The organism is Burkholderia sp. SCN-KJ (genome assembly GCF_024656005.1).
GTDB lineage: Bacteria > Pseudomonadota > Gammaproteobacteria > Burkholderiales > Burkholderiaceae > Burkholderia.
The window spans coordinates 309,802-327,710 of the sequence record NZ_JANKOG010000008.1; the positions used below are offsets into that span (position 1 = coordinate 309,802).

Sequence of the window (17,909 nt, forward strand, 5' to 3'; positions counted from 1 at the left end):
GCCGGCTTAACGGAACCTTAGTGCGGCGGGCGTTGCGACGCCGCGCAGGCTGCAGCCCCGCGGCGGGAACGCACGCGTCAGCGCGCGTGCTGGTGCCGATAGTGCAGCGCGTACGCGAGCGTCAGCAGCACGACGAACACGACGCCGACCACCATCGTCATCCGGAATTCGCGCGTGAACGCGGTCGTCAGCAGGATCGCGCCGACGAGCCCGGCACCGAGCAGGCTGCCGAACGGGTGCCCCCACATCCGGAACGCGAGCGCCGGGCCGCTGTACCGCGCGCGAAAGCGCAGATGCGTGACGAAGATCATCATCCACGTGAACAGCGCGCCGAACATCGCGATCGCCATCATCACGGTGAACGCAGTGTCCGGCGACAGGGCGACCAGTACCGCCGCGACCGCGACGCCGCTGGTCGAGATCCACAGCGCCGCGCGCGGCACGCCGTTGCTGCCGAGCCGGCCGAACACCGCCGGCGCGAGCCGCGCGCGCGACAGGCTGAACATCATCCGCGTCGTCACGTAGAGCTGGCTGTTCATCGCCGACAGCGCCGCGATCAGCAGCACGAAGTTGATCACGCCGGCCGCGTACGGCACGTGCGTCGCGGCCATCACCTTCACGAACGGGCTTTCGTCGGTGCCGGCCTGGGTCCACGGCACGATCGCGAGCATCAGCGACAGCGTCAGCAGGTAGAACAGCACGAGCCGGAACACCGTCGAACGGAACGCGCGCGTGACCGCGTGCTGCGGATCGCGCGCCTCGCCGGCCGCGATCGCGACCGCCTCGATGCTCATGTAGCTGAAGATCGCGACGATCACCGCGACCCAGGTGCCCCACGGCCCTTTCGGCATGAAGCCGCCATGCGCGGTGTAGTTCGCGAAGCCGATGCCGGAAGCCGCCGGCGCCGACCACACGAGATACGCGCCGAGCACGATGAACACGACGATCGCCGCGATCTTCAGCAGCGAGAATGCGTATTCGACCGAGCCGTACAGCGTGACGCTCGCCAGGTTCACCGCGATCAGCAGCGCGGAGAAGCCGATCACCCAATACCAGCCGGGCACGGCCGGAAACCAGTACTTCATGAAGACGGCGATCGCGCTGATCTCGGTGCCGATCGCGAACACCACCGCGAACCAGTACGCATAGCGCACGAGAAAGCCCGCGAGCGGGCCGACGTAGTGCTCGGCATACGCGCCGAACGAGCCGGCCGTCGGATGCGCGACCGTCATTTCCGCGAGCGCGCCCATCAGCAGCAGCGCGATCAGCGCGCCGATCGCGTACGAAACCAGCACGCTCGGGCCGGCGAGCCCGATCGCGAACCCGCTGCCGAGGAACAGCCCCGTGCCGATCGCGCCGCCGATCGCGATCATCGCCATCTGCCCGGACGTCAGCGCATGGCGCAAGCCTTGTTCGCGCGCGACGATGTTGTCGAACGATCGTTGTTGTTGTGTCACTGCGTTACCACTCCCCTGCACCGCCATCGCGCCACCGGCGCCAGATAAAACGAAACGGCGCGGAGAACTTCCCGCGCCGCTCGCATGAACCACGAATTATCGCTTACTCGACTTCGACCGCCTCTTCGTTCGGCTTGTGCGGCGGATTCGCCAGCTTGTCGAACGACAACTGCACCTTGTCGTTTTCGTCCACGTCGACCGTCACGTGGCCGCCATTGACGAGCTTGCCGAACAGCAGTTCGTCGGCCAGCGCGCGACGGATCGTGTCCTGGATCAGCCGCTGCATCGGCCGCGCGCCCATCAGCGGGTCGAAGCCGTGCTTCGCGAGATGCTTGCGCAACGCGTCGGTGAAGAGCGCGTCGACCTTCTTCTCGTGCAGCTGCTCCTCGAGCTGGATCAGGAACTTGTCGACCACGCGCATGATGATTTCCTCATCGAGCGAGCGGAAGCTGATGATCGCGTCCAGACGGTTGCGGAACTCCGGCGTGAACAGGCGCTTGATGTCGGTCATCTCGTCGCCCGTTTCGCGGCGCGTCGTGAAGCCGATCGTCGCCTTCTGCATCGACTCGGCGCCCGCGTTCGTCGTCATGATGATGATGACGTTGCGGAAATCCGCCTTGCGGCCGTTGTTGTCCGTCAGCGTGCCGTGGTCCATCACCTGCAGCAGCACGTTGAAGATGTCCGGATGCGCCTTCTCGATCTCGTCGAGCAGCAGCACGCAATGCGGCTTCTTCGTGACGGCTTCGGTCAGCAAGCCACCCTGGTCGAACCCGACGTAGCCCGGCGGCGCGCCGATCAGCCGGCTCACCGCGTGACGCTCCATGTATTCCGACATGTCGAAGCGGATCAGCTCGATGCCGAGCGTGAACGCGAGCTGGCGCGCGACTTCGGTCTTGCCGACGCCGGTCGGGCCGGAGAACAGGAACGCGCCGATCGGCTTGTCCATCTTGCCGAGGCCCGCGCGCGCCATCTTGATCGACGCGGCGAGCGCGTCGATCGCCGGATCCTGCCCGAACACAACGCTCTTCAGGTCGCGATCGAGCGTCTGCAGCTTGCTGCGATCGTCCTGCGACACGCTCTGCGCCGGCACGCGCGCGATCTTCGAGATGATTTCCTCGATCTCGCTCTTGCCGATCGTCTTCTTCTGCTTCGACTTCGGCAGGATGCGCTGCGCGGCGCCCGCTTCGTCGATCACGTCGATCGCCTTGTCCGGCAGGTGACGGTCGGTGATGAAGCGCGCCGACAGTTCGGCCGCGGCCGACAGCGCGCCCGACGAATACTTGACGCCGTGATGCTCCTCGAAGCGCGACTTCAGCCCGCGCAGGATCGCGACCGTCTGCTCGACGGTCGGCTCCGTCACGTCGACCTTCTGGAAGCGCCGCGACAGCGCCGCGTCCTTCTCGAAGATGCCGCGATACTCGGTGAACGTGGTCGCGCCGATGCACTTGAGCGTGCCCGACGACAGCGCCGGCTTCAGCAGGTTCGACGCGTCGAGCGTGCCGCCCGATGCGGCGCCCGCGCCGATCAGCGTGTGGATTTCGTCGATGAACAGGATCGCGTGCGGCCGTTCCTTCAGTTCCTTCAGCACCGTCTTCAGACGCTGCTCGAAGTCGCCGCGATACTTGGTGCCCGCCAGCAGCGCGCCCATGTCGAGCGAATACACCTGCGCGTTCGCGAGGATGTCCGGCACTTCGCCGCGCGTGATGCGATAGGCGAGCCCTTCCGCGATCGCGGTCTTGCCGACGCCGGCCTCGCCGACGAGCAGCGGATTGTTCTTGCGGCGGCGGCACAGCACCTGCACGACGCGCTCGACTTCCGGCTCGCGGCCGATCAGCGGATCGATGCGGCCGTCCTTCGCCATCTGGTTCAGGTTCTGCGTGAACTGCGCGAGCGGGGTTTCCTTCTGCGCATTCGCGTCTTCGCTTTCCGCGTTCGCGTCGGACGACTTCGCGGCTTCGCCGCCGTTCGTCTTCGCGATGCCGTGCGAAATGAAGTTCACGACGTCCAGGCGCGTGACGCCCTGCTGCTGCAGGTAGTAGACCGCGTGCGAATCCTTCTCGCCGAAGATCGCGACCAGCACGTTCGCGCCGGTCACTTCCTTCTTGCCGTTCGACGTCGACTGGACGTGCATGATCGCGCGCTGGATCACGCGCTGGAAACCGAGCGTCGGCTGGGTATCGACATCGTCGGTGCCCGGGACGGTAGGTGTGTTGTCGTGGATGAAATTGCGCAGGTTCTGACGCAAGTCCTCGATGTTGGCCGCACACGCGCGCAACACCTCGGCTGCCGTCGGATTATCCAGCAGGGCCAGCAGCAGATGCTCGACCGTAATGAACTCATGGCGCGCCTGGCGTGCTTCCATGAACGCCATGTGCAGGCTGACTTCCAATTCCTGGGCAATCATGCTTCCTCCATCACGCACTGCAGCGGATGCCCGGCCTGCCGCGCATGGGTAACGACTTGCTCAACCTTGGTCGACGCGATGTCCCGCGTATAGACCCCACAAACCCCTCGCCCTTCGCGATGGACCTTCAGCATGATCTGCGTGGCCGTCTCGCGATCCTTCTTGAAATACTCCTGTACGACCATCACGACGAACTCCATCGGCGTGAAGTCGTCGTTCAGCAGCACCACCTTGTACATCGAAGGCGGCTTGAGCTTCTGCTGCTTGCGTTCCAGGACGGTGCTGTCCTGCTTGTCCGGGATAATCGCCATACACCCATTCTAAACAACTCGGACAGGCCCGCAATCCTGCCGTTACCCGACCGACCGGCCGGTGCCCTCCCTGGTTCCCGACGACCCGCGATCGTCTTCGCACCATACGAAAGCCGGCTGCGGTGCCGGCTTTCACGCGTGGCGCGGAACACGAACCGTCAGGGGGAAACTGCACCGGACGTCGCATCCGCGTCCAGTATCCCACAAGCCGGGACGACTCGATCGCGTGTCACTCGAGCCTGGTATATGAGCCGATTATGCGTCTTTTCAAGTCCGCGCGCTCGACGGGATGCTGCAAAGCAAAGCCGGAAAAACCCTGAAAATGGGTTCTTTACAACGTCCCTCTAAACGTCTAAAAATTCCCCTTGACACTCAAATAAAGAGCGCCAACAATCAAGCTGGCACTTTTTTCAACTCGCCGGTTGGCGAAATGAAAGAGGCCGAAGGTGAGCTTGTGAGGGGGGAACGGCTGTATTTTCCGGTCGTTTAGCTTTTCGAGCGTGCTCGTGGTAAGTAGCAGCGACTGTGTGACAGGGGAAGTAGGAAATGGCAACTGGTATCGTTAAGTGGTTCAACGACGCGAAGGGCTTCGGTTTCATCACTCCCGACGAGGGCGGTGAAGATCTGTTTGCGCACTTCTCGGCCATCAACATGCAGGGCTTCAAGACCCTGAAGGAAGGCCAGAAGGTAAGCTTCGAGGTCGTTCAAGGGCCGAAGGGCAAGCAAGCGTCGAACATCCAGGCCGCGTAAGGCACCGGATATCAGACGAAGAAACCCGGCATTGCGCCGGGTTTCTTTTTTTCAGGCCGGCCACTCGTTAATTCGATTGGCCGGCCTTTTCGTTCAATCCCGATAATCGAACACATATTGTCTTGTCGCACGCGCAGATCGAATGCCGTCATGCGCGTGAAACATATTCGATATCCGTTACACGACCTTCAGCGTGCCCATCATGCCGAGATCCTCGTGTTCGAGAATGTGGCAATGAAACATGCGCTCGCCGGGCATGTCTTGTGTGACGAGTAGCGTCACGGTCTCGCCGCTGCGCACGTTCACGGTATCGCGCCATGCGCGGAACGGTTCGCTCGTGCGCGTGCCGTCCGACGCGCGCTCGATCACCTGGAATTGCGTGCCATGCAGGTGGAACGGATGATCCATGTCGGTGGCGTTGCGCAGGGTCCAGCGCTCGACGTCGCCGCGGCGGCTGGTCAGCGTCGCGCGATGCGGCGCGTAGGTCGCACCGTTGATCATGAAGCGCATGCCCGCCGGGCGGCCGTGTGCCGGCCCTTTCATCATCGCGTCCATGTCCATCTTTTCGCCGAACTCGATCGTCTTCTGCGCGACCGGCTCGCCGAGCGCGGGCACCTGGCGCAGCGTCGCGGGCAGCGCGCGCGCCGCTGCAGGCGCGAACGCGACATCGGCGAGCGCCAGCGCCGGATCCGGCGGCAGGCTGCCGTGGCCGCCGTCGTGCGACATTGCCATCTTGCGGCGGTCGTATTCGGCCGCCTGCAGCACCGCGCGTGACGCGCGGTCGCCGGCGCGCACCAGCAGTTCCGCACGCTCGCCCGGCGCGAGCAGCAGCGACGTCACGCGTCGCGGCGCGTCGAACAACCCGCCGTCGGTGCCGACCTGCTCGAACGCGCGGCCGTCGTCGAACGCGACGCGCAGGTAGCGCGCGCTGCATGCGTTCCACACGCGCCAGCGCTCGTCGCCCGCGACGTCGATCCGCGGCCGGCGCGCCCCGTTGACCAGCACGAACTGGCCTTCGCGGCCGTTCATCCAGTCCATCATGTCGTTCGGCGGAATCGTGCCGTCGCGCGCGAGCTTCAGGTCGGATACGAACAGGTTGCGCTCGGGCCAGCCGGCGAGCGGGTCGTCGGCGGCGCGCACGATGAAGGGCCCCGCAAGCCCGCGGAATACCTGTTCGGCCGTCATCATGTGCGGATGGGGGTGATACCAGTAGGTGCCGGCGCTGCCCTTCGGCAGCGTGAAGCGGTACACATGCGACGCGCCCGGCGCGACCGGATCGGACGGATTGCCGTCCTGGTCGGGCGGCACCGGCAGCCCGTGCCAGTGGATCGTCGACGGTTGCGGCAGCTTGTTCACGAAGCGGATCTCGACCGTGTCGCCCTCGCGCACGTCGATCAGCGGGCCGACGACAGGCCCTTGCGTGCCCGCACCGAACTGCCAGAACGTCGTCGGACGCGCACCGTGCAGCATCGGACGCGCGACCGGCTGCGCGACCAGCGTCGCGCGGAACCTGCCGGGTTCGCGGCTTTCGTTTGCCAGGGTGCGCAGCGACGCGAGCGGCGTGCCGGCCGGCAGCGCGTCGGCCGCGGCGAGCGCGGCCGGCGCCGGCTTCGCGTGCTGCGCGTGGTCCGCCATTCCCGACATGCCCGGCATGTCGTCCATCCGATCCATGCCGGCCATGCCCGCGTGACCGGCATGCTGCGCCGATGCGGCGCGCGCAAACAGCGATGCGGCCGCGACACCGATGGCGTGCGACAGGAAGGTTCTCCGTATCATCAATCGTTCCTCGTTATTCGTGCGGCATCGTGCGGCCGTCGCGCGCCCGTCGCGACCTGCACGCGTGCCGGCACGGGGAAGCGCCCGTGCGACGCGCAATCCGATGCCCGCGTCATCATAACTGCAGCACTCGGTCGAAACGCCGCGACATCGCGCGAGCGTCGATACGCCGCATGGCCCCCTTTGCCTGAAACCCCTCAATTTTTCACGATGTGGAACAAGTCTCTGCTTTATAAAAATTCGTGGTGCACGGCACAAATTCGTTGTTTCGCGATGCCAAAAATCATTCCGCAATACAAAACACGCGAAATATCCAATTGTTTTAAAAGGAGAATTTTTGTTTCGAGAATGCATTCTACGCGCACCATCGAGCGCGCTCGCGGACGTAGACTTTGTTCCATGCACTGACGCTTCGCCACGACGTTCGATACGGAACCCGGCGCAAGCAGCCAGTCGGGCCACAGCCGGACGCACGGGCGGGCGGCACACCAGAATCGCTTGTAATCAGAAAGGGAGAACGGAAATGAAGGGATTTCGCTTTGGTTCAGCGCTCGGGTCGTTCTACATCCTGCCGGCAAACGGCGGCTGGGAAGCGACGTTCGGCAACGCCTCGCTCGGCGCGTTCTCGTGCCCGGAAGTGGCAGCCGACCGCATCTCCCGCGGCGACTGCGAACAGCCATCCGAACTGGATACGGCCACGCTCGAAGTGCCGGACGAAATCGCAGAATGGGAAATCGTTCACGTCTGAATGACATGCCGGCAACGAAAAACGCCCCGGGCGACCGGGGCGTTTTCATGTTCGGCGCAACGGCGAGCCGTCTGGCCCGCCATGTCGGCTGCTGCCGTTGACGTGGCGCGCGCGGTGGCGCGGCCGGCGTCAGGCGACTGCGTCGACGATGCCGTTCAGCGTTGCGCTCGGGCGCATCGCCTGGCTCGTCAGCTCGACGCTCGGACGGTAGTAGCCGCCGATCGCCTGTGCCTTGCCCTGCGCGGCCGACAGTTCTTCCAGGATGCGCGCTTCGCTGTCGGACAGCGACTTCGCGACGCCTTCGAACTGCGCCTTCAGCGCGGCGTCCTCGGTCTGCTCGGCCAGCGCCTGCGCCCAGTACAGGCACAGGTAGAAGTGGCTGCCGCGGTTGTCGAGGCCGCCGACCTTGCGCGCCGGCGACTTGTTCTCGTCCAGGAACTTGCCGGTCGCCTGGTCGAGCGTCTTCGCGAGCACGAGCGCCTTCGGGTTCTGGTACGCGTTGCCGAGGTGTTCGAGCGACGCGGCCAGCGCGAGGAATTCGCCGAGCGAATCCCAGCGCAGGAAGCCTTCCTCGACGAACTGCTGCACGTGCTTCGGTGCCGAGCCGCCCGCGCCCGTCTCGAACATCCCGCCGCCGGCCATCAGCGGCACGATCGACAGCATCTTCGCGCTGGTGCCGAGTTCCATGATCGGGAACAGGTCGGTCAGGTAGTCGCGCAGCACGTTGCCCGTGACCGAGATCGTGTCCTTGCCCGCGCGGATGCGCTCGAGCGAGAAACGCGTCGCGTCCACCGGCGTCATGATGCGGATGTCGAGGCCGTTCGTATCGTGATCCTTCAGGTAGCGTTCGACCTTCGCGATGATCTGCGCGTCGTGCGCACGTGCCGGATCGAGCCAGAACACGGCCGGCGCGCCGGTCGCGCGGGCGCGGTTCACCGCGAGCTTGACCCAGTCCTGCACCGGTGCGTCCTTCGTCTGGCACATGCGCCAGACGTCGCCCGACTCGACCGCGTGCTCGAGCAGCACGTTGCCGGCTTCGTCGGTGACGCGCACGACGCCGTCCGCCGGGATCAGGAACGTCTTGTCGTGCGAACCGTATTCCTCGGCCGCCTGCGCCATCAGGCCGACGTTCGGCACGCTGCCCATCGTGACCGGGTCGAATGCGCCGTGCTGCTTGCAGTCCTCGATCACGGCCTGGTAGACGCCCGCGTAGCAGCGGTCCGGAATCACGGCCTTCGCGTCGTACAGTTCACCGTCCGGGCCCCACATGCAGCCCGACTCGCGGATCATCGCCGGCATCGATGCGTCGACGATCACGTCGCTCGGCACGTGCAGGTTCGTGATGCCCTTGTCCGAGTTGACCATCGCGAGGCGCGGACGCACCGCGTACTCGGCCTTGACGTCGGCTTCGATCGCTTCGCGCGTGTCGGCCGGCAGGTCCTTCAGGCGCGCGTACAGGTCGCCGATCCCGTTGTTCGGGTTGAAGCCGGCCTGCGCCAGCACGTCCGCGTGCTTCGCGAGCGCGTCGCGGTAGAACACCGACACGAAGTGACCGAACAGGATCGGGTCCGAGACCTTCATCATGGTCGCCTTCAGGTGCACCGAGAACAGCACGTCCTGCGCCTTCGCGTCGGCGATCTGCGCTTCGATGAAGCTGCGCAGCGCCTTGCGGCTCATCACCGACGCGTCGATGACTTCACCGGCCTTCACGGCCGTCTTTTCCTTCAGCACCTTCTTCACGCCGTCGGCCGTCGTGAGTTCGATCTTCACGCTGCCGGCCTCGGCGATCAGCGCCGACTTCTCGCTGCCGTAGAAGTCGCCTTCGGTCATGTGCGCGACGTGCGCCTTCGACGTGGCCTTCCATGCGCCCATCTTGTGCGGGTGCTTGCGTGCGTAGTTCTTGACCGACAGCGGCGCGCGACGGTCGGAGTTGCCTTCGCGCAGCACCGGGTTCACCGCGCTGCCCTTGATCTTGTCGTAGCGGGCCTTGACGGCCTTCTCTTCGTCGCTCGACGGCTCTTCCGGGTAGGCCGGCAGCCTGTAGCCCTGCGCCTGCAGTTCGGCGATCGCGGCCTTGAGCTGCGGCACCGATGCGCTGATGTTCGGCAGCTTGATGATGTTCGCTTCCGGCTTCAGCGTGAGCTGGCCCAGTTCGGCCAGATCGTCGGAACCCTTCTGCTCCGGCGGCAGGACGTCGGCGAATGCCGCGATGATGCGGCCGGCGAGCGAGATGTCGCGCGTTTCGACGGCGACGCCCGACGAGCGCGTGAAGGCCTTGACGATCGGCAGCAGCGAATAGGTCGCGAGCGCGGGCGCTTCGTCGGTGAGGGTGTAGATGATCTTGGGCGAAGTGGACATGGTCGATGCGTTGCTACGTGAAAATTTGGGACTGAGGAGCGCCGGCGGTAACCGGCGGGGAGCGACCGGGTCGATCGCGAAAGGGGTGTGCCGGCTAGCCGGGCGGTGGTGTTGCGAGGGCCGTCATGTTCTACCTTGCAGGGCACCCGGGCCGCATCGCGGCGCCGCGGCCCGCATGCCGGACCGCCCTGCCAACAAACCTGCCGTTCATGAAACGCCCCGGCGCCGGCAGTGGGCGCCGGGGCGGCCGGCGGTCCGCCGGCCTGCCCCGGAAGGGACTTACATGTTCTCGATCAGCACTTCGCCGAAGCCGGAGCACGACACCTGCGTCGCGCCTTCCATGAGGCGCGCGAAGTCGTACGTGACGCGCTTCTGCAGGATCGACTTCTCCATCGCGGCGATGATCGTGTCGGCCGCTTCCGTCCAGCCGAGGTGGCGCAGCATCATTTCCGCCGACAGGATCTCGGAACCGGGGTTCACGTAATCCTTGCCCGCGTACTTCGGCGCCGTGCCGTGGGTCGCCTCGAACATCGCGACCGAATCCGACAGGTTCGCGCCCGGCGCGATCCCGATGCCGCCGACCTGCGCGGCCAGTGCGTCGGAGATGTAGTCGCCGTTCAGGTTCAGCGTCGCGATCACGTCGTACTCGGCCGGACGCAGCAGGATCTGCTGCAGGAACGCGTCGGCGATCGAATCCTTGATGACGATCTCGTTACCCGTCTTCGGGTTCTTCACGCGCATCCACGGGCCGCCGTCGATCAGCTCGCCGCCGAACTCCTTCTGCGCGAGCGCATAGCCGGCGTCACGGAACAGGCCTTCCGTGAACTTCATGATGTTGCCCTTGTGCACCAGCGTGACCGACTTGCGATCGTTGTCGATCGCGTACTGGATCGCCTTGCGCACGAGACGCTCGGTGCCTTCGGTCGACACGGGCTTGACGCCGATCCCCGAGGTTTCCGGGAAGCGGATCTTCTTCACGCCCATCTCTTCCTGCAGGAACTTGATGACCTTCTTCGCCTGCTCGGAGCCCGCGGCCCATTCGATGCCCGCGTAGATGTCTTCCGAGTTCTCGCGGAAGATCACCATGTCGATCTTTTGCGGCTCGCGCACCGGCGACGGCACACCCTTGAAATACTGGACCGGGCGCAGGCAGACGTAGAGGTCGAGTTCCTGGCGCAGCGCGACGTTCAGCGAACGGATGCCGCCGCCGACCGGGGTCGTGAGCGGCCCCTTGATCGACACCACGTATTCCTTCAGCACCTGCAGCGTCTCGTCCGGCAGCCACACGTCCGGACCGTACACCTTCGTCGCCTTCTCGCCCGCGAAGATCTCCATCCAGTGGATCTTGCGCTTGCCCTTGTAGGCATGCGCGACCGCCGCGTCGACGACCTTGATCATGACCGGCGTGATATCGAAGCCCGTACCGTCGCCTTCGATGTAGGGAATGATCGGCTGATCGGAAACGTTGAGCGAGAAGTCCTTGTTGACGGTGATCTTGTCACCGCCTTCCGGAACCTTGATGTGCTGATACGGCATGATCGACTCCAGTGACGTGGCTGAGCAGGTGATGCTGGTCGAAACTGCGCGCGCGGCGAGGTGGCCTTGCCACCTTCGTGACGGCAACAGCGAGCCGCTATTCTAGCGCCCCAACCGGGGCCGGCGGCACGAAGCGCGACGCTGCGTATCAAGTCTTCCCTTATGTCTTATATAAGACAGAGGACTTGCCGTTCCGTATTATGCATTAAGATTCCGCCATTTGCCATAGACCGCCCGTCCCGCTTCCCCGCGGCACGCCGGGCGGGCGCCTCGCCATGACCCTGATCGCCCTCAACAAGCCGTTCGGCACGATTTGCCAGTTTTCCGCGCACGAGACGCGGCCGTCGCTCGGCGACTGGGTAACCACGCCCGGCGTCTACCCGGCCGGCCGGCTCGACGCGGACAGCGAGGGCCTGCTGCTGCTCACCGACGACGGCGCGCTGCAGGCGCACATCGCCGAGCCGCGCCACAAGCTCGTCAAGCGCTACTGGGCGCAGGTCGACGGCGCGCCGGGGCCGGCCGACCTGAAGGCACTCGCGCGCGGCGTCGATCTCGGCGACTACGTGACGCGCCCGTGCCGCGCCGAATTCATCGAACCGCCCGACGCGCTGTGGCCGCGCAACCCGCCGATCCGCTATCGCGCCGCGATCCCGACCACGTGGATCGAACTCGCGATCACCGAAGGCAAGAACCGGCAGGTGCGCCGGATGACGGCCGCGATCGGCTTCCCGACCTTGCGTCTCGTGCGGGTCGGCGTTGGCGCGCTCGACATATTCGCGCTCGGCATTGCGCCGGGCGAAACAATCGTGCTGCCGCCGCGCGCCCCGTGGGACGGTTTCGCACGCGCCGAATGACGAATTCGGGACGTGCGAATTTTTCGTCATCTTTTTCGTCAACCGCCGGCGAACATCGTGCGTTAAACCACGCAGATGCCACCCTTAGCTATCCGGCATTGGCAGCCGAACCGGTATTTCCGTGTTTGCGTCACGAAAGCGACGTTTTCTTCGAATACGATTCGGCGCCCGCAGCGCAAAGAGAAATTTCTCAAAGCGTCTGTCAACCGAAAGGTGGATGGCACCGTTAGACGACATGACTCCTATTGCCGGGTCATTTGGTTAATTAACTAAAGCTGAGGAACACAACATGAACAAACTGATCGCCGCTCTGGTCGCTGGCCTCTTCGCAACGGCAGCATTCGCACAAGCTTCGGCTCCGGAAGCTGCTTCGGCTGCTGCTCCGGCAGCTGCTTCGGCACCGGCAAAGCACGCTGCCAAGAAGCACCACGCAAAGAAGAAGCACCACGCAGCTAAGAAGGCAGCTAGCGAAGCCGAAGCACCGGCAGCTGCTTCGAACTAAGCAAGCTGTTTGTAATAACGCAGTCAAGAACACGCAGTCTTGCCGTTCTTACGGCGTTGAAAGGCAGATCACCGCGAGGCGATCTGCCTTTTTCTTTTTTGTGCCCGCCGGCGCGCATCGCGTACCATGCGGGTCTCGTTTTCCCGATAGGAGCCCTGCTGTGCGATTCTCCCTGCGCTCGTCGCTCGGCCGCCTTGCGCGCGCCGCCGTGTTTCCCGCCGCGCTCGCCGTCCTCGCACTCGGCATGCAGACCGCCCACGCCCAGATGCCGCCCGGCGCCAAGCAGCCGGGCGAGTTCCCGCGCGTGAAGCTGCGCGCCGGCATGTACGTGATCGACGCGGCCGTCGCCGCGAACGACGCCGATCGCGAACAGGGGCTGATGTACCGGTCGCAGCTCGCGCCGAACGAAGGCATGCTGTTCGTGTTCAACGAGAACGCCGTGCACTGCTTCTGGATGAAGAACACGCTGATCCCGCTGTCGATCGCGTTTATTCGCGCGGACGGCACGATTACCGACATCGACGAGATGAAGGCCGAGACGACCGACAACCACTGCCCGCGCAACAACGGTGTCTATGCGCTCGAAATGAGCAAGGGCTGGTTCGCGGCGAAAGGCATCAAGCCGGGCATGAAGCTCGACGGGCTGCCCAAGGCCCAGTAATCGCCATCGCCGCGGCGCCGCCGCGCATCGACCGCAGCCGGCCGCCCTGCTTGTTGGGCGCCGGCTTTTTTTTCGCCGGCCGGCGGCCGCGGCCGCCTTGATACGGCGCACCTTGCCCGCATCTGCAAAAGCCACGGACAAGCGCTATGCTTTAAATCTCGCTTGTTTCAGCCCGGGCCGGCGCCGCCGTCCCGCTTACGATCCGAACCACCAGGAGGTTCACGTGCCCCGCAAAACCCCCATCGAGCGCTATCGCAATATCGGGATCAGCGCTCACATCGATGCCGGCAAGACCACGACGACCGAGCGCATCCTGTTTTACACCGGCGTGAGCCACAAGATCGGTGAAGTGCACGACGGCGCGGCCACGATGGACTGGATGGAGCAGGAGCAGGAACGCGGCATCACGATCACGTCGGCTGCGACCACGGCCTTCTGGAAAGGCATGGCCGGCAACTACCCCGAACACCGGATCAACATCATCGACACCCCCGGGCACGTCGACTTCACGATCGAGGTCGAGCGCTCGATGCGCGTGCTCGACGGCGCGTGCATGGTCTACGACTCGGTCGGCGGCGTGCAGCCGCAGTCCGAAACCGTATGGCGCCAGGCGAACAAGTACAAGGTGCCGCGCATCGCGTTCGTCAACAAGATGGACCGCATCGGCGCGGACTTCTTCCGCGTGCAGCGCCAGATCGGCGAGCGCCTGAAGGGCGTCGCCGTGCCGATCCAGATTCCGATCGGCGCGGAAGATCATTTCCAGGGCGTCGTCGATCTCGTGAAGATGAAGGCGATCGTCTGGGACGACGAAAGCCAGGGCGTGAAGTTCACGTACGAAGACATCCCCGCGAATCTCGTCGAGCTCGCGCACGAATGGCGCGAGAAGATGGTCGAGGCCGCCGCGGAAGCCAGCGAGGAACTGCTCGAGAAGTACCTGCACGACCATGAATCGCTGACCGAGGACGAGATCAAGGCCGCGCTGCGCCAGCGCACGATCGCCAACGAGATCGTGCCGATGCTGTGCGGCAGCGCGTTCAAGAACAAGGGCGTGCAGGCGATGCTCGACGCGGTGATCGACTACCTGCCGTCGCCGGTCGACGTGCCGGCCATCCTCGGTCACGACTTCCACGATCCGGAGAAGCCGGCCGAACGTCACCCGAGCGACGACGAGCCGTTCTCGTCGCTCGCGTTCAAGATCATGACCGATCCGTTCGTCGGCCAGCTGATCTTCTTCCGCGTGTATTCGGGCGTCGTCGAATCGGGCGACACGGTGCTGAACGCGACGAAGGACAAGAAGGAGCGGCTCGGCCGGATCCTGCAGATGCACGCGAACGAGCGCAAGGAAATCAAGGAAGTGCGCGCGGGCGACATCGCGGCGGCCGTGGGCCTGAAGGAAGCGACGACGGGCGACACGCTGTGCGATCCGGCCAAGCCGATCATCCTCGAGAAGATGGAATTCCCGGAGCCGGTGATCTCGCAGGCCGTCGAGCCGAAGACGAAGGCCGACCAGGAGAAGATGGGCCTCGCGCTGAACCGTCTCGCGCAGGAAGATCCGTCGTTCCGCGTGCAGACCGACGAGGAATCCGGCCAGACGATCATTTCGGGGATGGGCGAGCTGCACCTCGAAATCCTGGTCGACCGGATGAAGCGCGAGTTCGGCGTCGAGGCGACGGTCGGCAAGCCGCAGGTCGCGTATCGCGAAACGGTGCGCACGACGGCATCCGATGTCGAGGGCAAGTTCGTCAAGCAGTCGGGCGGGCGCGGCCAGTACGGGCACGCGGTGATCACGCTGGAGCCGAACCCCGGCAAGGGCTACGAGTTCCTCGACGAGATCAAGGGCGGCGTGATTCCGCGCGAATTCATCCCGGCCGTCGACAAGGGCATCACCGAGACGCTGAAGAGCGGCGTGCTCGCGGGCTACCCGGTGGTCGACGTGAAGGTGCACCTGACGTTCGGCTCGTACCACGACGTCGACTCGAACGAAAACGCGTTCCGGATGGCCGGCTCGATGGCGTTCAAGGAAGCGATGCGCAAGGCCAAGCCGGTGCTGCTCGAGCCGATGATGGCCGTCGAGGTCGAGACGCCCGAGGACTTCATGGGCAACGTGATGGGCGACCTGTCGAGCCGGCGCGGCATCGTGCAGGGGATGGAAGACATCGCGGGCGGCGGCGGCAAGCTGGTGCGCGCCGAGGTGCCGCTCGCGGAAATGTTCGGCTATTCGACGTCGCTGCGCTCGGCGACGCAAGGCCGTGCGACGTACACGATGGAGTTCAAGCACTACGCGGAAACGCCGGCGAACGTGTCGGAAGCCGTGATCAACGCGAAAGTGAAGTAAGCGCGGCGCACCTGCGCACTGCTGCGCGGCAAGCACGAGCCCGTCCGGTTCCGGACGGGCTTTTTTTCGTCCGTCGAACGCAGCGATGCGACCGGCCGGCGACGTCTTCGATCGGCACGCCAGGCATTTTTTTCGCATGCCACAATGCATCGCGATTCGTCCGACGGAACCCTGCCGATGCCACGCACACCTGCCCTGCGCCGCCTGCTGATGCTGTATGCCGGCCTGATCGCCGCGAACGTCGCCGTCTGGCTGTGGGCACTCGCGGTGCTGCGCGACCATCCGCTGCTGCTCGGCACCGCGGCGATCGCGTACGGGCTCGGCCTGCGTCATGCGGTCGACGCCGATCACATCGCCGCGATCGACGTCGCGACGCGCAAGCTGATGCAGGACGGCCAGCGTCCGGTGACGGTCGGCCTGTTCTTCTCGCTCGGCCACTCGACGATCGTGATCGCCGCGACGCTCGGCATCGCGCTGAGCGCGTTCGCGCTGCGCGACCGCTTCGACGTATTGCGCGAGATCGGCGGCACGATCGGCACGGCCGTGTCGGCCACCTTCCTGCTCGTGCTCGCATCCATGAACCTGGTGATCCTGCGCGACGTGTGGCGGCGCTATCGCGGCGCGCCCGATCACGCGCACGACGCCGCGCATGCACATCCTCCGGCCGGCCTCGTCGGTCGGCTGCTGCGTCCGCTGTTCCGCTTCGTGTCGAGGAGCTGGCACATGTATCCGGCCGGGGTGCTGTTCGGCCTGGGTTTCGATACTGCAACCGAAATCGCGCTGCTCGCGATCGCGGCCGCACAAGCGAGCCACGCGCTGCCGCTCTATACGGTCATGCTGTTTCCCGCGCTGTTCGCCGCCGGCATGACGCTGATCGACTCGACCGACAATGTCCTGATGATTCATGCGTACGGATGGGCGATGGACGACCCGCGGCGCAAGCTGCTCTACAACGCGAGCATCACGCTGCTGTCGGCGGCCGTCGCGCTGGCCATCGGCGGGATCGAGGCCGCCGGGCTGCTCGCCGACAAGCTGTCGTTGACGGGCCCCGTACGCGATGCGCTCGACGCACTCGGGGAACGCTTCGGCGCGATCGGTTACGGCATCGTCGCACTCTTTCTCGTCGCCTGGATCGCGTCGATCCTCTGCCATCGCTGGCCGCGTGCTGCCGACACGACGGCACGCCACACGTAGTCAGACGTTTCAGTTCGGAAACAAAAAGCTCACGACGACGTATCGCACGTTGTTGTGCGCTACGGACGCGCCTTGCGCCGCGCGCATAACCGGCCGGTGGCACGAATCTCGCAGTTAGGGATCCGCACGGCGGGCCCGCGTGCCGATTCGTGTTCGCGGCTGGCCTCTGGCGCCGGCCGGACACTCATCGGCCGCCGAAACGACACTGCATCGTTGCTGGTCCCCTGCTCCACACGTTGATGAATGCGCGTGTCGAGGCATCGCGCGCATCGGGAGACCAATGATGAGCAGAACGAAACAACTGTCCCGCGCGACGGGACGGTGCTGTCGCATGACCCTGCTGGCCGCAGCCGCGATTGCGTGCTGCTGCTCGTATGCCGTCGCGCAGGACACGACAACCGTCGTTCCCGTGACCGTGCTGCCGGGTGACGGCACTTCGACTTCCCCAACCGCCCAGATCGAGCAGAACGCGGCGCCTGACGCCACGGCCAGCGCGGACACTGGCGCAGATACCGTGATGATGTTGGCCGAAAACGCGGCGTCATGTGCGGCCAACCCGGCTGCTTGCGCGGTGCGCGTGTATGCCGGCGGAGGCGATGGCGGCAACAGCGGCATCGGCAGCGGCGGAACGACCGGAAGCGGGAGCGGCGGCCCGGGTAGCGGCGGAAACAACGGCAGTGGCGCTGTCGGCCCCGCAGGCGTCGGCGGGACAACGGGCGGGACGAACGGCTCGGTTGGCTCGGGCGGCACCGGCCGCAGCGGCAATGCTTCCGGCAGCGGGGGCTCGGGCGGTGGTACTTCGGGCGGTGGAACGTCTGGTGGGGGTACTTCCGGTGGTGGCACGTCGGGTGGTGGTACTTCCGGTGGTGGTACTTCCGGTGGTGGTACTTCCGGTGGCGGTACTTCTGGTGGCGGTCATGGCAGTGGCGGCCATGGTGGTGGCGGTGGCGGTGGGGGGGGGGGGGGCGGGGGGGGGGGCGGGGGGGGGGGGGGGGGCGGGGGGGGGGGGGGGGGGGGGTGGGG

General features: G+C 65.3%; 14 protein-coding genes. 8 read left to right on the top strand and 6 right to left on the bottom strand.

Annotated features, from left to right (window positions below):
• Positions 1 to 77: 77 nt before the first annotated feature.
• From NQV17_RS16325 to clpS, 3 genes are all read right to left on the bottom strand, one after another.
• A complete protein-coding gene (locus NQV17_RS16325; protein ID WP_257773013.1) occupies positions 78 to 1,457 on the bottom strand; it encodes an amino acid permease in 1,380 nt (459 codons plus the stop codon).
• A 103-nt stretch (positions 1,458 to 1,560) separates the two neighbouring features.
• Positions 1,561 to 3,861, bottom strand: coding sequence for an ATP-dependent Clp protease ATP-binding subunit ClpA (gene clpA, locus NQV17_RS16330; RefSeq protein ID WP_044845584.1), 2,301 nt, complete (start codon positions 3,859 to 3,861; stop codon positions 1,561 to 1,563).
• The gene (gene clpS, locus NQV17_RS16335; protein WP_006398529.1) at positions 3,858 to 4,172 is read right to left on the bottom strand and encodes an ATP-dependent Clp protease adapter ClpS; all 315 of its coding nucleotides are present in this window, start codon (positions 4,170 to 4,172) and stop codon (positions 3,858 to 3,860) included. The genes clpA and clpS overlap by 4 nt, the downstream gene beginning before the upstream one ends.
• A gap of 289 nt (positions 4,173 to 4,461) precedes the next feature.
• Here clpS and NQV17_RS16340 point away from each other — a divergent pair, with 289 nt between their 5' ends.
• The gene (locus tag NQV17_RS16340) at positions 4,462 to 4,662 is read left to right on the top strand and encodes a hypothetical protein (RefSeq protein WP_185641051.1); all 201 of its coding nucleotides are present in this window, start codon (positions 4,462 to 4,464) and stop codon (positions 4,660 to 4,662) included.
• 56 nt (positions 4,663 to 4,718) lie between these two features.
• Positions 4,719 to 4,922 carry a cold-shock protein gene (locus NQV17_RS16345; protein WP_004196460.1) on the top strand — a complete coding sequence of 68 codons (204 nt, stop codon included), beginning with the start codon at positions 4,719 to 4,721 and terminating at the stop codon, positions 4,920 to 4,922.
• 177 nt (positions 4,923 to 5,099) lie between these two features.
• Here the strand turns inward: NQV17_RS16345 and NQV17_RS16350 are convergent, their stop codons facing one another.
• Positions 5,100 to 6,698 (bottom strand): multicopper oxidase family protein, encoded by a 1,599-nt coding sequence (locus NQV17_RS16350; RefSeq protein ID WP_257773014.1) that lies wholly within the window; start codon positions 6,696 to 6,698, stop codon positions 5,100 to 5,102.
• 523 nt (positions 6,699 to 7,221) lie between these two features.
• Here NQV17_RS16350 and NQV17_RS16355 point away from each other — a divergent pair.
• Positions 7,222 to 7,446, top strand: coding sequence for a hypothetical protein (locus NQV17_RS16355; RefSeq protein ID WP_121859550.1), 225 nt, complete (start codon positions 7,222 to 7,224; stop codon positions 7,444 to 7,446).
• A 129-nt stretch (positions 7,447 to 7,575) separates the two neighbouring features.
• Here the strand turns inward: NQV17_RS16355 and NQV17_RS16360 are convergent, their stop codons facing one another.
• Positions 7,576 to 9,804 carry an NADP-dependent isocitrate dehydrogenase gene (locus NQV17_RS16360; RefSeq protein ID WP_257773015.1) on the bottom strand — a complete coding sequence of 743 codons (2,229 nt, stop codon included), beginning with the start codon at positions 9,802 to 9,804 and terminating at the stop codon, positions 7,576 to 7,578.
• Positions 9,805 to 10,083: 279 nt separating this feature from the next.
• Positions 10,084 to 11,340 (bottom strand): NADP-dependent isocitrate dehydrogenase, encoded by a 1,257-nt coding sequence (gene icd, locus NQV17_RS16365; protein ID WP_044845581.1) that lies wholly within the window; start codon positions 11,338 to 11,340, stop codon positions 10,084 to 10,086.
• Between the two features lie 275 nt (positions 11,341 to 11,615).
• Between icd and NQV17_RS16370 the strand changes: the two genes are divergently transcribed.
• From NQV17_RS16370 to NQV17_RS16390, 5 genes are all read left to right on the top strand, one after another.
• Positions 11,616 to 12,194: a pseudouridine synthase gene (locus tag NQV17_RS16370; protein WP_257773016.1), complete on the top strand. Its 579-nt coding sequence runs from the start codon at positions 11,616 to 11,618 to the stop codon at positions 12,192 to 12,194.
• 289 nt (positions 12,195 to 12,483) lie between these two features.
• Positions 12,484 to 12,696 carry a hypothetical protein gene (locus tag NQV17_RS16375; RefSeq protein WP_072465376.1) on the top strand — a complete coding sequence of 71 codons (213 nt, stop codon included), beginning with the start codon at positions 12,484 to 12,486 and terminating at the stop codon, positions 12,694 to 12,696.
• Positions 12,697 to 12,856: 160 nt separating this feature from the next.
• Positions 12,857 to 13,357 (top strand): DUF192 domain-containing protein, encoded by a 501-nt coding sequence (locus NQV17_RS16380; RefSeq protein ID WP_257773017.1) that lies wholly within the window; start codon positions 12,857 to 12,859, stop codon positions 13,355 to 13,357.
• A 223-nt stretch (positions 13,358 to 13,580) separates the two neighbouring features.
• Entirely contained in the window at positions 13,581 to 15,692 is a 2,112-nt protein-coding gene (gene fusA, locus NQV17_RS16385) for an elongation factor G (protein ID WP_044845578.1), read from the top strand.
• Positions 15,693 to 15,869: 177 nt separating this feature from the next.
• A complete protein-coding gene (locus NQV17_RS16390; RefSeq protein ID WP_257773018.1) occupies positions 15,870 to 16,886 on the top strand; it encodes a HoxN/HupN/NixA family nickel/cobalt transporter in 1,017 nt (338 codons plus the stop codon).
• The last annotated feature ends 1,023 nt before the right edge of the window (positions 16,887 to 17,909 follow it).